12 protein-coding genes and 1 riboswitch are annotated in these 13,540 nt (G+C 66.6%); of the genes, 5 read left to right on the plus strand and 7 right to left on the minus strand.

Annotated features, from left to right (window positions below; all coding sequences use genetic code 11):
* Positions 1–17: 17 nt before the first annotated feature.
* From DSD28_RS05850 to DSD28_RS05865, 4 genes are all read left to right on the plus strand, one after another.
* Positions 18–1,811, plus strand: coding sequence for an ABC transporter ATP-binding protein (locus tag DSD28_RS05850; RefSeq protein ID WP_119255483.1), 1,794 nt, complete (start codon positions 18–20; stop codon positions 1,809–1,811).
* Between the two features lie 51 nt (positions 1,812–1,862).
* Positions 1,863–2,111: riboswitch (cobalamin riboswitch) on the plus strand.
* Between the two features lie 165 nt (positions 2,112–2,276).
* Positions 2,277–3,293, plus strand: a complete 1,017-nt coding sequence (locus DSD28_RS05855; RefSeq protein WP_119255399.1) for an ABC transporter substrate-binding protein — start codon at positions 2,277–2,279, stop codon at positions 3,291–3,293.
* Positions 3,290–4,330 (plus strand): FecCD family ABC transporter permease, encoded by a 1,041-nt coding sequence (locus DSD28_RS05860; protein ID WP_245424757.1) that lies wholly within the window; start codon positions 3,290–3,292, stop codon positions 4,328–4,330. Before DSD28_RS05855 ends, DSD28_RS05860 begins: the two co-directional genes overlap by 4 nt.
* A complete protein-coding gene (locus DSD28_RS05865) occupies positions 4,327–5,091 on the plus strand; it encodes an ABC transporter ATP-binding protein (protein ID WP_119255400.1) in 765 nt (254 codons plus the stop codon). Before DSD28_RS05860 ends, DSD28_RS05865 begins: the two co-directional genes overlap by 4 nt.
* 68 nt (positions 5,092–5,159) lie before the next feature.
* Here DSD28_RS05865 and speB read toward each other — a convergent pair whose 3' ends face one another.
* From speB to DSD28_RS05895, 6 genes are all read right to left on the minus strand, one after another.
* Entirely contained in the window at positions 5,160–6,113 is a 954-nt protein-coding gene (gene speB, locus DSD28_RS05870; RefSeq protein WP_119255401.1) for an agmatinase, read from the minus strand.
* Between the two features lie 177 nt (positions 6,114–6,290).
* A complete protein-coding gene (locus DSD28_RS05875; protein WP_119255402.1) occupies positions 6,291–7,223 on the minus strand; it encodes a phosphatidate cytidylyltransferase in 933 nt (310 codons plus the stop codon).
* A complete protein-coding gene (locus tag DSD28_RS05880) occupies positions 7,220–7,876 on the minus strand; it encodes a lysophospholipid acyltransferase family protein (protein WP_119255403.1) in 657 nt (218 codons plus the stop codon). The genes DSD28_RS05875 and DSD28_RS05880 overlap by 4 nt, the downstream gene beginning before the upstream one ends.
* Complete coding sequence (locus DSD28_RS05885) at positions 7,873–8,304, minus strand: hypothetical protein (protein ID WP_119255404.1); 432 nt, start codon at positions 8,302–8,304, stop codon at positions 7,873–7,875. The genes DSD28_RS05880 and DSD28_RS05885 overlap by 4 nt, the downstream gene beginning before the upstream one ends.
* A complete protein-coding gene (locus DSD28_RS05890) occupies positions 8,301–9,635 on the minus strand; it encodes a phosphatase PAP2/dual specificity phosphatase family protein (RefSeq protein WP_119255405.1) in 1,335 nt (444 codons plus the stop codon). The genes DSD28_RS05885 and DSD28_RS05890 overlap by 4 nt, the downstream gene beginning before the upstream one ends.
* A 7-nt stretch (positions 9,636–9,642) precedes the next feature.
* A complete protein-coding gene (locus tag DSD28_RS05895; protein WP_119255406.1) occupies positions 9,643–11,379 on the minus strand; it encodes a bifunctional alpha/beta hydrolase/class I SAM-dependent methyltransferase in 1,737 nt (578 codons plus the stop codon).
* A gap of 122 nt (positions 11,380–11,501) precedes the next feature.
* Between DSD28_RS05895 and DSD28_RS05900 the strand changes: the two genes are divergently transcribed.
* Positions 11,502–12,098 carry a CDP-alcohol phosphatidyltransferase family protein gene (locus DSD28_RS05900; RefSeq protein WP_119255407.1) on the plus strand — a complete coding sequence of 199 codons (597 nt, stop codon included), beginning with the start codon at positions 11,502–11,504 and terminating at the stop codon, positions 12,096–12,098.
* A gap of 4 nt (positions 12,099–12,102) precedes the next feature.
* Here DSD28_RS05900 and DSD28_RS05905 read toward each other — a convergent pair whose 3' ends face one another.
* On the minus strand, positions 12,103–13,419 hold the full coding sequence (locus tag DSD28_RS05905) for a replication-associated recombination protein A (protein ID WP_119255408.1): 1,317 nt from the start codon (positions 13,417–13,419) through the stop codon (positions 12,103–12,105).
* Positions 13,420–13,540 lie beyond the last annotated feature (121 nt).

Here is a 13,540-nt window from a genome sequence, read left to right on the forward strand (position 1 = left end):
ATCCAGAAAGCATGGACATGAATACGGCTTCTCCGCTCTTGCAGGTCAGGGATCTGGTGACGCAGGTCGCAACGCCCGACGGTGCGCGCACCGTCGTCGACCGGCTATCCTTCGACCTCAAACGCGGAGAAACGCTGTGCATCGCGGGGGAAAGCGGCTCGGGCAAGTCGATGACCGTGCTGTCGCTGATGCAATTGCTGCCGAAGAACCTCGCGCGCGTGGCCGGCGGCTCGGCGATCATGAACGGCCGCGATATCCTGAAACTCGACGAAGGACAGATGCGCGGCGTGCGCGGCCGCCATATCGGCATGATCTTCCAGGAGCCGATGACCTCGCTCAATCCCGTCCTGACCATCGGGCGGCAATTGGCCGAGGCCGTCGGGTCGAGGTCGGGTCTTTCGGGCGCGGCGATGGCGCAGCGCTGCAAGGAACTGCTCGACGAGGTCCAGATTTCCGATGCCGCGCGCCGCCTGTTGCAATATCCGCATGAACTGTCGGGCGGCATGCGCCAGCGCGTGATGATCGCGATGGCGCTCGCGCAGAAGCCGGAAATCCTGATCGCGGACGAGCCGACCACCGCGCTCGACGTCACCGTGCAGGCGCAGATCCTCGCCCTCATCCGCAAGCTCCAGGCCGAAAACGGCGTCTCCGTGATCCTCATCACCCACGACATGGGCGTGGTGGCGGAAATGGCCGACCATGTGCTGGTGATGAACAAGGGCAAGGACGTGGAGCACGGCCCGCTGCGCGAGGTCTTCCACCATCCGAAGGACGACTATACGCGCAAGCTGCTCGCCGCCGTGCCGCGGCTCGGCGAGATGACCGGGACGGACAGGCCCAAGCGCGCGCCCGCGCAGGCCAGGGCGGAGGAAGAGGCGGAGAAGGCAGCACCCGTGCTCGAAGTCGACGATCTCGTCGTCCGTTTCGACATCAAGGGCGGCATCCTGCAGCGGCCGGTGCGGCGCGTCCATGCGGTGGAGGGCGTGTCCTTCACCGTCGGGCGCGGCGAGACGCTGTCGCTCGTCGGCGAATCCGGCTGCGGCAAATCCACGACCGGGAAGGCGCTGCTCAACCTCGTTCCGTGGAGCGGCGGCATCCGTATCGGCGGAAAAAGCACGCGAGGGCTCAGCCGCGCGGCCATGCGGCCGGTGCTGCGCGATATCCAGATGATCTTCCAGGATCCCTATGCTTCGCTCGACCCGCGCATGCGGGTGGGCGACCTCGTCGCCGAGCCGCTCGTCATCCACGGCCTCGCCGCCGGCAGCGAGTTGAAGGACCGCGTCGAATATCTCTTCCGCCGCGTCGGCCTGTCCGCCGAGCAGATGCGGCGCTATCCGCACGAATTTTCCGGCGGCCAGCGCCAGCGCATCTGCATCGCCCGCGCCCTGTCGCTGTCGCCGAAGCTGATCGTCGCCGACGAGAGCGTCGCGGCGCTCGACGTCTCCATCCAGGCGCAGGTGCTCGACCTGTTGCAGGACATCCAGAACGAGACCGGCATCTCCTACCTGTTCATCAGCCACGACATGGCGGTGGTGGAACAGATCAGCCATCGCGTCGCGGTGATGTATGCCGGCCGCTTCGTCGAGATGGGCACGCGCGCCCAGGTGTTCGAGAACCCGCAGCACGACTATACGCGCAAGCTGATGGATGCGGTGCCCATTGCCGACGCCGACCGCGAACGCCGCCTTTTCATCCCGAACGAGGGCGAGCTGCCCAGCCCCGTCAAGCCGCTCGACTATGCCCCGCCCCTCTCCATCCGCAGGGACGTCGGGAACGGGCATGTGGTCTGGCACGAGGCGAAGGTCGCCTGAGACCCGGGATCGGGATCGGGCAGGACGCCACTTGACGCCGCGCGGACCGGCGTCCTAATTGAGCCCGACGGTTCCCGGAGGAAGGCTCCGACGGGATTAATAGGGAACACGGTGCGGACGACCCAACAGGGACCAAGACCGTGGCTGCCCCCGCAACTGTAAGCGGATTGCCGATCATCACGGGAAGGGCCGGCAAGGCCTTTTCCGGGCCAAGGGCCATGCCACTGCGGATGTCGCGGGAAGGCAGGTGATCGACAGATATCCGCGAGCCAGGAGACCTGCCGTCGAACACGATCCAATCAGCCGGGCGGGGATGCCTGGAAGGGAGCAGACATGTTTGACCTGAGCCTTCGCCGATATACGGCCTTCATCCGCCTCGATTGGGCTTTTCCCGTCCACGAGGCGTGAGCAATCCGTCGCGCACCGCCGCGCCGTATTGCCGCCCTCCCCGAGATCGAGGCTCCCATGCGCCAGACAATCGCAACCATCACGTTCGCCCTCGGCCTTACCGGCCTTGCCGGCACGGCTTTCGCCGCCACCCAGTATCCGCTGACGCTCGAAAATTGCGGCCGGCAGATCACCTTCGAGAAAGCGCCGAAGAAGATCGTCTCCATCGGCCAGGGCATGACCGAGGTGCTTTTCTCGCTCGGCCTTGCCGACAAGGTCGCGGGAACGGCGGTCTGGGTCGGGCCGGTGCTGCCGCAATATGCCGAGGCCAATAGCAGGATCAAAAGACTGGCGGACAACGATCCGAGCTTCGAGGCCGTGGTCGGGCAGGAACCCGATCTGGTGGCCGCGGAATTCGAATGGCATGTCGGCGCGCAGGGCTCCGTCGGCAAGCGCGAGCAATTCGCCGATCTCGGCATCGAGACCTATATCGCGCCAGCCGATTGCGTCGCCAAGATCAACACGGACGGCGGAGACGGCGTGCGCGAGACGCTGTTCACCATGGACCTGGTCTATCGGGAAATCGCCGAGCTCTCCGAGATCTTCGACGTGAAGGACCGGGGCGATGTGCTGATCACCGAGCTGAAGAAGCGCGAGGCGGATGCCGTGGCGTCCATCGCCGGCGCGGCCGGCAAGAGCCTGCCCGTGGTGTTCTGGTTCTCCAGCAAGGAGGTCAACGGCGATGCCTTCATCGCCGGCAAGAACAGCGCGCCGGCCTATATCCTCAAGACCATCGGCGCGAAGAATGTCGTGACGACCGAGGAGGAATGGCCGCTGGTCGGCTGGGAGACGATCGCGCAGGCAAACCCCGCCGTCATCGTGCTCGCGACCATGGACCGCCGCCGCTATGCCGCGGACGATCCGAAGGTGAAGATCGACTTCCTCGAAAACGACCCCGTCACCAGGGAACTCGACGCCGTCAAGAACAGGCACTTCGTGATGATGGACGCCCAGTCGATGAACCCGACGATCCGCACGATCGACGGCATCGAGACGCTGGCGAACGGCATCAAGGCCTTCGGCCTCGCGCGGTGAGGATTACCGCTTCGTGGCGGTATCGGTGGTGGGTGCTTGCGGCACTTGCCATCGCCGCCAGCCTTCTCCTCACCCTCATGATCGGCCTCGCGGTCTCCATCGGCGAGATCGCGATTCCCGTTTCCACGACCGCAAGGGCCGTGTCGAACCGGCTTTTCGCAACGGCGTTCGAGCTCAATCGCATCCATGAGGGCGTCATCTGGGATTATCGCCTCAGCCGGGCGCTGGTGGCGGCCAGCGCGGGGGCCTCGCTCGCGCTGTGCGGCGCCATCCTCCAGGCATTGCTTCGCAACCCGCTGGCCGAGCCCTATGTGCTCGGCATATCGGCCGGCGCGTCGACCGGCGCCGTCTGCGTGATGATCCTCGGCCTCGGCTACGGCGTCCTCTCGCTTTCCGGCGGCGCCTTCGCCGGCGCGCTGGTCGCCTTCCTGCTGGTGGGCATCCTTGCCTCGGGCACGGGCGGGTCGAGCGAACGGATCATCCTGTGCGGCGTCGCCGGCTCGCAGCTCTTCAATGCGCTGACCTCCTATATCGTCACGACGTCGGCGAATGCGGAACAGGCCCGCGGCGTGCTGTTCTGGCTTCTCGGCTCGATGAGCGGCGTGCGCTGGCCCGATGTCTACCTCTCGGTGCCCATCACGCTTGCCGGGTTTGCCGCCTGCCTGTTCCATGCCCGCGCCCTCGATGCCTTCGCCTTCGGGACGGATGCCGCGGCATCGCTGGGGATCGCCGTGCGCAGGACCCAGATCGTTCTCTTCGCCGTCACGGCGATCATGACCGCGGCCGTCGTCAGCATGGTCGGCTCGGTCGGTTTCGTCGGGCTCGTCATCCCGCATGCCGCCCGCTTCCTCGTCGGGCCCTCGCATGGCCGTCTCCTTCCGGCCACGGCGCTCGGCGGCGCGATCTTCGTGGTCGCCGCCGACATCGTCTCGCGCATCATCATTCCGCAGCAGATCCTGCCCATCGGGGTGGTCACGGCGCTGTTCGGCGCACCGGCCTTCGCCATCATCCTCTATCGCGTCCGGAAAAGCGCATGAGCATCTCCATCGAAGACGTATCCTATTCGGCCGGGAACACCTTGATCATCGACGGGGTCACGCTCTCGGTGACGCAGGGCAAGGTGCTCGGCCTGCTGGGGCCGAACGGATCGGGCAAATCCAGCCTTCTGCGCCTGATCTGCCGCCTGCGCCGCGTCGAGAGCGGGGTGATCCGGCTGGGCGGGGACGACGTCTCCACGCTCTCGCGCGCCGGCCTTGCCCGCCGCGTCGCCTTCGTGGAGCAGCAGTCGACGACCGATATCCCGCTGACGGTGCGCGACATCGTCCAGCTCGGACGCACGCCCCATCGCGGCCTTCTGTCCTCATGGACGCCCGAAGGGGATGCGGCGGTGGACATTGCACTCGAACGGGTCGACATGAGCCACCGGGCCGGCCAGCTCTGGCAGACCCTTTCCGGCGGCGAGCGCCAGCGGGTTCACATCGCAAGGGCGCTTGCGCAGACACCGAGCGAGCTGCTGCTCGACGAGCCGACGAACCACCTCGACATCCAGCACCAGCTCGACATCCTCTCCCTGGTATCGAAGCTCGGCATCACCTGCATCATCGCCATGCACGACCTCAATCTCGCAGCGATGTTCTGCGACAGCCTCGCCGTGCTCGACAAAGGCAGGATCGTCGCTGCGGGAACGCCGCAGGCGGTTTTGACGGAAGAGTTGATCGCGCGCGTCTTCGGCGTCCGGGCCCATATCGAACGGTCGGCGGTCCATGGCCGGTACAATATCCAGTACGCGATGGACTGAAGGACGGCGGCGCTCTTGCGGAGTGCCGACGATCGTTCGGCACTCCGGGTCTTCGGAAGAAGGACGGGCTATCGCCTCTGCACGCCCGGCAGGACGCAGAGCATTTCGAACAGCAGGTTCGCCGCGGTGATCGCCGTGTTGCCGGACGGATCGTAGGGCGGCGAGACCTCGACGAGGTCGCAGCCGACGAGGTTGAGGCCCCAGCAGCCGCGGATGATCTCCAGCGCCTGGATCGTGTTGAGGCCGGCGATTTCCGGCGTGCCGGTGCCGGGCGCGATCGACGGGTCGAGACTGTCGATATCGAAGGAAAGATAGACGGGACGGTCGCCCATCTGTGCGCGCACCTCCTCCATCAGCGGGGTGAGCGACTTGTGCCAGCACTCCTCCACCTGCACGACGCGGAAACCCTGCTCGCGCGGCCAGTCGAAATCGTCCGCCGCATAGCCGGTGCCGCGCACGCCGATCTGGATGCAGCGGCTGGTGTCGAGCACGCCGGCTTCGACGGCGCGGCGGAAGGGCGTGCCATGGGCGATGGGTTCACCGAACATGTGCTCGTTGATATCGGCATGAGCATCGACATGGATGAGGCCGACGGGGCCGTATTTCTCGGCCATGGCGCGCAGGATCGGGTAGGAGAGCGTATGGTCGCCGCCGAGCGTCAGCGGCTTGCAGCCATCCCTGATGATATCGCGATAGGCATCGGTGATGATGTCGACGCATTTCGGCAGGTTGAACGTGTCGATCGCCACATCGCCGATATCGGCGACCTGCAGGCTGTCGAAGGGCGCGGCGCGTGTCGCCATGTTGTAGGGGCGGATCATGCAGCTCTCGGTGCGGATCTGGCGCGGCCCGAAGCGCGTGCCCGGCCGGTTCGAGGTGCCGATATCCATGGGGATGCCGACGAAGCAGGCGTCGAGCCCTTCCGTCGTCGGCTGCGTCGGCAGGCGCATCATGGTGGCGGGACCGCCGAAGCGCGGCATCTCGTTGCCGCCGAGCGGCTGGTTGAAGGTCTTGGTCGTCATCTGTCTTCCTCCGGCGGGGCACCTGTTTCTATTGTTTGCCCCATCCTGAACATCACTTTACGAAACTTGCCCGGGCGCCCGGAATACCCCTTTTCGATTATTCACCGGCTGGGAGAGAATCAGGCAGGCACCGGCGCATTGTGCATCATTCTGCGCATATCCGATGCAGGATACTCGCTACGTCCAGGCATAACGCACGATATGGAAGAAGACCGGCGCGGCGAAGACCAGGCTGTCGGCGCGGTCGAGCATGCCGCCGTGCCCCTCGATCATGTGGCCCCAGTCCTTGACGCCGCGGTCGCGCTTGATCGCCGAGGCGACAAGCCCGCCGAAGAAGCCCATGATGCAGGCAAGGCCGGCCAGAACGCCCGCCTCCAGCGGCGAGAAGGGCGTCAGCCAGTAGAGCCCGGCCCCCAGGAGCGACGCGCTGGCGATGCCACCGATCAGGCCTTCCCAGGTCTTGGAAGGCGAGATATTCGGCGCGACCTTGTGGCGACCGAAGAGCTTGCCGAAGATATATTGCAGCACGTCGCTGCCCTGCACCGTCGCGATCAGGAAGGCGATCAGGAGAAGCCCCCTGCCCTCGTTGCCGGGAATGGGCAGCGTCACCAGCGCCGGCACGTGGCTGATGCAATAGACCGAGAGCATGATGCCCCATTGCTGCTCGCTGACCCGCTCCAGGAAGCGGGACGTGTCGCCGCGGATCGCCGTCAGCGCCGGCATGGCGAGGAAGCAATAGACGGGAACGAAGATCGAATAGAGCCCGTACCAGTCGATCCAGATCAGGTAGTACTGGACCGGGATGACGATCAGGAACATGCCGAGCAGTGTCCAGCGGTCGGCGTGGCGGGTGTTGGTGAGCGTCACATATTCGCGCAGCGCCGCGAAGGAGACGAAGGCGAAGAGCAGGATCACCCCGCCGGGACCGAACAGGAAGGCGGCGCTGATGCCCGCGACCATGATCCACCAGGCCTTGATGCGGGCATTGAGGTTGTCGAGCGTTGCCGGCAGCGGCCGCGTGCTGCGCCAGGAAAGGACGCCGGCAACGAGGCTTGCCGTGGTGAGGACGGCGACGAGGCCGAGGAAGAGGCGCGTGGTGTCGTCGCTCATTGGCGATTTCCATCCTTTCGGGGCGCAAGGGCAAGAAGGGCGGCGCGGGCGCGGTCGAGGAAGACCTTCCGGTCTTCCCCCGCCTCCAGCCTGACGGGTTCGCCGAAGACGACGCGGCAGAGCAGCGGCACCGGCAGCAGCGCGCCCTTCGGCAGGACGCGCGACATGTTCTCGATCCAGCACGGAACGAGCTCGACATCCCGCCGGGCGGCCGCGAGATTGTAGAGGCCGGAGCGGAAGCGCAGCAGCGGTTCCTCCGTCATGTTGCGCGTGCCCTCTGGGAAGAAGATCAGGGATTCGCCCGCATCGAGCGCCGCGAGCATGACGGCAAGGGGATCGGCCGTGCGCTCGACCCAGTTGCGCTCGACGAGCACGGTGCGCAGCAGCTTTTGCGCGATGAAGCGGCGGACGGCATCCGCCTTCCAGTAATCCGCGCCAGCGACCGCGGCCGTTCGGCAGCGCTCGGCGGGATTGAGGCAGGTGGAAACCAGGATGAAATCGCCGTGGCTCGCGTGATTGGCGAAATAGATGCGCTGCGGGCCATTCGGCTTCACGCCCGCCCAGATCGGCCGGACGCCGGTGACGGCGCGCGAAAGGCCCGCCAGCGCCGCGCTCGATGCTTTCTGAAGCAGCGATGCCTTGCCGTATCTCATGTTCCCACCACAGCGTCGAGCAAGAGAACGGCATAGAGCATTACGCCAATGGCGAGCGAAACGCGTTGCAGCCAGAGAAGCCGGCGGCATCCGGCAAGGCGTTCCGGCATGGTGCGCACCACACCGTCCCTCGCGCGAAGCCCCATTCGCGCCAGCACGTCATCCACCGCGGCAAGGCCCATCGCCTCTTCGCCGTAGGAGGCAGCAAGCCCGAAGAGCGCGGCATCGAAGAGAAGATGGACCGAGAAGGCGAGCGGCAGGAGGCAGAAGGCCAGCAGCAGCCACCAGGCAAGCGGCCCTGCAAAGCCCTCGGCCCCCGCGGTCGGCGGCGCGAGCGCAAGGACCAGCAAGGCGATGAGCCCGCCGATGAGGCCATTGCGCCGCAGCCGGCGGCCGGCGCCTTCCGCCATGCTGCTCCACGCGGTCATCGCGCTGCCTCCTCGATGGCCGCATAGGCCCCGACATCCAGACGGACCGGCCGGCCGGATGCCTCGATCTGCGCCACGGCGGCCGCGGCACTTCCCGCATGCCCCGACCGCAGCAGCCAGCAGGCGGCAACCATGGCGCTGCGCTGGAAGCCGAGGGCGCAGCAGATGAGAACGGGGCCGTGCCGGCGGGCCGTCTCGACCGCCAACGCGGCCTCGCGGATGCGCGCGGCGGGGACGGGCAACAGGTCGAGCGAGGGAAAGGCATGCCAGGCAAGGCCGGGCGCCTTCAGGCCCGGCAGTTCCGCCGTCATGTCGACGACCGTAGCACGGGTCGCAAGTTCGCCGCGCGCGGGCATGCGGCCGAGGAGGACGCCGTCGGCGATTTCGGCCGCGGGTGCAAGATGCCGCGTCCACCAGCGGATATTCAGCCGCACCCCGAGCCGGTAGGGCAGGAACAGCCAGCGGCCGGCAAGGCTGATCGCGCCGTCAGCCCCCTTCTGGAAGACTCGTTCCCCGGCCCCGGCATAGCCGGCGGCGACAAGGGCGAGCGCGAGCGCCGGCCAGAGAAGGAGGAGGCCGGTGCCGGAACCGCGCGTTGCCGGAACGGCGAGTGCAAGCAGGATCGCCGCGCCCGAACCGTAGCAGACCGCAAGCCGCCGGGCCTTGACGTCCTTCGTCAGGCGGAAGCCGGCAAGCGGCGAGGATTGCCCGGCCGGAAAGAGCCAGAGCGCGAGGAAGCCGAGCAGCGCGCCCGTCGGAATGTCGACGACATGGTGCTGCCATGTGGTCAGCACCGAGATGCCGATGAGGACGCACCAGACATGCCATGCGGCACGCCATCCCCCGGCAAGCCGCGTGCGCCAATGGTCCCAGATAATCACGAGCAGGGCGATATGCAGGGACGGCGCCTGATTGAACGGCTTGTCGAACCCGCCGAGCACATCGAACATGAAGCCCGGCAGGCCATGCGTTTCCGGCCGCTGGAAGATCGCCTGCAACGGGAAGGCGACGAAGCAGGCGACGGCGACGAGCTGCGCGGTGAGATAGCGGCGCGCGAGGCGCCCGACCTCTTCCGGGCTGTCGTTGACGAAGAGCGAGAGCGCATAGAAGGCATTGATCGACCAATAGGGAACGATGGTCCAGGCGATGAAGGGAATGCGCCCTTCCCAGCCGAAGGCGAGGTTCGGCACATCCGTCCTCAGCGAGGCAAGCCAGTTGGCGGTGCCGTAGGTGAGATAGAAGAACGGCGCGAGGACGACGAGCCACAGCGCCGCCGCCCGGAAAACCGCGCGGCGGCCGCTCGACGGAACGGATGCGATACCCTCCCCCATGCGATCCTCAGATGCGCTTGGCGAGCGACACGGTGAAGATGCCCCACTTGTCGATGCGCTGCTCGATCTTGCGGAAGCCGGCGGCGGCCACGAGCTGGTCCATCTCCTGCTGGGTGCGCCGGCGCATGATCCAGGCCTCGCCGCCGCGATGCGAGGTGAGCGCGCGGGCGATCATCTCGAGCTGCGGATGCCAGGGCTGGCCCGTATAGACGAGCAGCGATCCCGGCTCCATCGCCCGCGCGAGGCCGGCAAGCGAGGCTTCGATCAGGGCGTTATCCGGGAAGAGTTCATAGAGGCCGGAGACGATGGCGAGCGTCGGCTTCGGCGCGATGGCGGCAAGTCCCTCCGTGTCGAAGGCGTCGGCGCGATGGAAGGCGGCGATGTCCTGAAGGCCTCGTTCGGCGATCAGCACTGAGCCTTTCTCCACGTTGATCGGCGAATAATCCTGCAGGCGGATGCTCTCCGGCTTCGCATCCGAGGCCGCGACGGCATCCAGCACGTAGCGGCCGTGACCGGCGGCGATGTCGAGGACGCGCAGCGGCCTTCCTTCCGCCGCAAGGCGCGAAAGCGCCTTTGCGATCAATTCCTCCAGATGGATCTTCCGCTGCCGGATGCCGCGCCAGCCGATGGCCTCGAGGAATTGCCTGTCGACCAGCCGCCCGCCGGGTCCGAGGCCGCGCGGTTCGTTTTCATAGACATAGTCCAGCGTCGAGCCAGAATCGAAGCCGGTGCGAACACCGGTCGCCATCCCCTTGGAAAAGAGGGCGCCCAACCGGATCGAGGCGCGCGTCATCGCCCAGTAGAGGCCGCGCGGGGAGAAGGGCGAAAGCGGCGTTGCCAGACGATCCGCCTCGTCGCGCGTATGGCCGGAAAGGTGAGCCTGCCGGAGATCCGCGACGACCGGCGGCGCAGCGAAGCGGGCGAGGATGAAGGCGCGCAGCTTTTCCAGCGCCTTCGCCCGGTCCCGCTCGCCGAGCGTGTCGTGATAGAAACCGGGCAGCACGTGGCGTTCCTTGATCGTCGAGCCGAGATTTTCGAAGAAGCGGTGCTGCGGCGCGTGGCGCACGACGAAATCGCTGCCCGAAACGAGAAGCTGCGTCGGCACCGTGATCGCGCGGGCATCGGCCACCACGCGGTCCGCCGCCTCGTAGAGTTCCAGCAGGATGTTGGAGGCGATGGGGCGCGTGATCAGCGGATCGGCTTCGAAGGAGGCGATGCGCTCGGGATCATGCGTCAGGAAGCGCGCCTTGACATAGGAGTTGACGAAGAACGTGCCCTTCAGCTTCTGCCAGAGCGCGATGCCCTCCTTCGCGAAGGGCACGTAGAGCTTCACGTCGAAAGCGGGCGAAGCGAGCGCCAGCGCGCGGATACCCGGCGCGTAGTCGTGCACCCAGGTCGCGGCCAGGACGGCGCCGACGCTCTGGGCGACGACGGCGATGTTCTCCATGGCAAAGCCGTCGGTCTCACTTATGTGGCGCACGAAGCAGTCCAGGTCTCGTACCGAATGGGCGAAGGACGGCGAATGGCCCCGTTCGCCGGGCGAACGGCCATGCCCGCGCGCATCCCAGGCATAGAAGGCGAAATCGTCGAGGCCGAGTTCTTCGGCGATATGCGCGACACGTCCGCCATGTTCGTGGCCGCGATGCAGAAGCACGATCGCGCCCCTGGCGGTGCCGGAGCGGGCGGGCCAGACGCGATAGAACAGCTCCACGCCATCATGGCTCGCAAACGCCTTTTCGATCATGCCGTCATCCCCTTGCACTGATATCGTCCTCCCCTATACGGATGAGGCCCCATATTCGCAGTTGATTTCTCGTCGATTGCGCTTTCTTTTCAATCGAAGCAATCGAGCGGATTTTCGCTTTCATGTCGATCTATAAACTGAAATCATCTTTCCAGAGCCTGCTTCGTCCACTGGTGGGACGGCTGGCGGCCATGGGGCTCACCGCCAACCAGGTGACGCTCGTCGCCGCCGTCGTCTCCGTGGGGATCGGCGCGCTTCTGCTTGCCCGGCCCGAACCGGCGCTCTTCGCGCTCGTGCCGGTCTGGATGTTCCTGCGCATGGCGTTCAACGCCATCGACGGCATGCTGGCGCGCGAGCACGGCCAGAAGAGCGCGCTCGGCGGCTATCTCAACGAGATCGCCGATGTCGTTTCCGATGCCGCGCTTTATGTGCCCTTCGCGCTGATCGCCCCCTTCTCGCTGCCCTGGATGGCGGCCATCGTGTTCCTCGCGACCCTGACGGAGTTCGCTGGCGTTCTCGGCGTCGCCCATGGCAGCGGGCGCAACTACGAGGGGCCGATGGGCAAGAGCGACCGTGCACTGCTTTTCGGTGCGCTGGGCGCCCTCGTCGCCGCCTTCGGCACGCTGCCGGCCTGGACATGGCATATCCAGCCGATGGCCTGCGTGCTGCTCGTCTGGACCGTGGTCAACCGCGTGCGCGCGGGCCTTGCCGAAAGCTGAGCCGTCAGCGCTTTTCGCCGAAGCGGCGCGGTGCCGGCCGTCCCGTCACCTGCTCCCAATGCTCGTCCGCCCGCCGCTCGAAGGTGGCGGCATCGCGCGCATCGCTCTGGTAGAAGGCGCCGCGCGGCACGTCCGGCGCATAGACCTGCTCGCTCCAGCCCCGCCCATCGTCATGGGGAAAGGCATAGCCGACATGGCCGAGCGCCGCCGCGCCCTTGTAATGCGCGTCGCGCAGATGCAGCGGCACCGCGGACGGCGCCTCGCTCGCCACATGGGCGAGCGCCAGCGAAATGCCGCGGCAGGCGGAGTTGGACTTGGGGGCGCGGGCGACATGCAGCGCCGCGTGGGCCAGGATGATCTGCGCCTCGGGATAACCGATCTTTTCAACCGCATGAAGCGCGGCGACGGCGGTCTGGAGCGCGGTATTGTCGGCAAGTCCGACATCCTCGGATGCATGGATCATGATCCGCCGGGCGATATAGCGCGGATCCTCGCCGCCGTGGATCAGCCGGGCGAGCCAGTAGAGCGTCGCATCGGGATCCGAGCCGCGCATCGATTTCACGAAGGCCGACACCACGTCGTAATGCGCATCGCCCGAGCGGTCATGGTTGACGGGCGCGGCCGCATAGGCCTCCTCGACCATGGTTTCCGTGATCACGACGGGGTCGCCGGGCGCGTGGCCGACCGCAAGGCTTTCCAGAACGGTCAGCGCCCGGCGGGCGTCGCCGCCGGAACGACCCGCAATGCGGCGCAGCAATGCGGGTTCCAGCTTCACCTCGATGCCGCGCGCGGCAAGGTGATGGAGACCGCGCCGGACCACGTCTTCCATCTCCTCGATGGCGAGCGGCTCAAGCTTCAGGATGGTGGAGCGGGAAATGAGGGCGGGCGTCAGCGTATGATAGGGATTGCCCGTGGTCGCGCCGATGAAATCGGCGACGCCCTCTTCGCAGAGCGCCAGCAGGTGGTCCTGCTGCGTCGCGCTGAAGCGATGCACCTCGTCGGCGAAAAGCAGGGTGGGGCGCATGCGCGCCTCGTCGGCGATCTTGCGGATGTCAGCGACATTGTTGTGGGCGGCATGCAGCGGACGAAAATTCTTGCCGAGCATGTTGCCGATGGCGCGGGCGATCGACGTCTTGCCCAGCCCCGGCGGCCCGTAAAGGATGATGCTGCCGAGCCGTCCGGCAGCGATGCGCCGACGCAGCATGGTGCCGGGGCCGATGACCTTCTCCTGGCCGATCACGTCGTCCAGCGTCGCCGGGCGCAGTTCGGCGGCGAGCGGCATGGAACCGGTGCGCGGTGCGGCATCGAAAAGATCGGTCATGGAACTCCCCGTCGAAAGGCGCTGTCCTTTCCGGCCGGGCATGGGGAAAACCGCATGCGACCGGAAGACGTTCGTCTACCGGTCGGAACGGGCAGGGTCAAAGCCAATCGTGCGCCGCGGG

It is taken from the genome of Shinella zoogloeoides, assembly GCF_003574625.1.
GTDB classification, from domain to species: Bacteria; Pseudomonadota; Alphaproteobacteria; order Rhizobiales; family Rhizobiaceae; genus Shinella; species Shinella zoogloeoides_A.

What these genes read in the sequence shown, in the direction of transcription:
- DSD28_RS05875 (WP_119255402.1), bottom strand. Translation starts at nt 7,223, where the DNA reads ATGAGCGACGACACCACGCGCCTCTTCCTCGGCCTCGTCGCCGTCCTC.
- DSD28_RS05880 (WP_119255403.1), bottom strand. Translation starts at nt 7,876, where the DNA reads ATGAGATACGGCAAGGCATCGCTGCTTCAGAAAGCATCGAGCGCGGCG.
- speB (WP_119255401.1), bottom strand. Translation starts at nt 6,113, where the DNA reads ATGACGACCAAGACCTTCAACCAGCCGCTCGGCGGCAACGAGATGCCG.
- DSD28_RS05885 (WP_119255404.1), bottom strand. Translation starts at nt 8,304, where the DNA reads ATGACCGCGTGGAGCAGCATGGCGGAAGGCGCCGGCCGCCGGCTGCGG.
- DSD28_RS05850 (WP_119255483.1), top strand. Translation starts at nt 18, where the DNA reads ATGAATACGGCTTCTCCGCTCTTGCAGGTCAGGGATCTGGTGACGCAG.
- DSD28_RS05855 (WP_119255399.1), top strand. Translation starts at nt 2,277, where the DNA reads ATGCGCCAGACAATCGCAACCATCACGTTCGCCCTCGGCCTTACCGGC.
- DSD28_RS05890 (WP_119255405.1), bottom strand. Translation starts at nt 9,635, where the DNA reads ATGGGGGAGGGTATCGCATCCGTTCCGTCGAGCGGCCGCCGCGCGGTT.
- DSD28_RS05865 (WP_119255400.1), top strand. Translation starts at nt 4,327, where the DNA reads ATGAGCATCTCCATCGAAGACGTATCCTATTCGGCCGGGAACACCTTG.
- DSD28_RS05900 (WP_119255407.1), top strand. Translation starts at nt 11,502, where the DNA reads ATGTCGATCTATAAACTGAAATCATCTTTCCAGAGCCTGCTTCGTCCA.
- DSD28_RS05905 (WP_119255408.1), bottom strand. Translation starts at nt 13,419, where the DNA reads ATGACCGATCTTTTCGATGCCGCACCGCGCACCGGTTCCATGCCGCTC.
- DSD28_RS05895 (WP_119255406.1), bottom strand. Translation starts at nt 11,379, where the DNA reads ATGATCGAAAAGGCGTTTGCGAGCCATGATGGCGTGGAGCTGTTCTAT.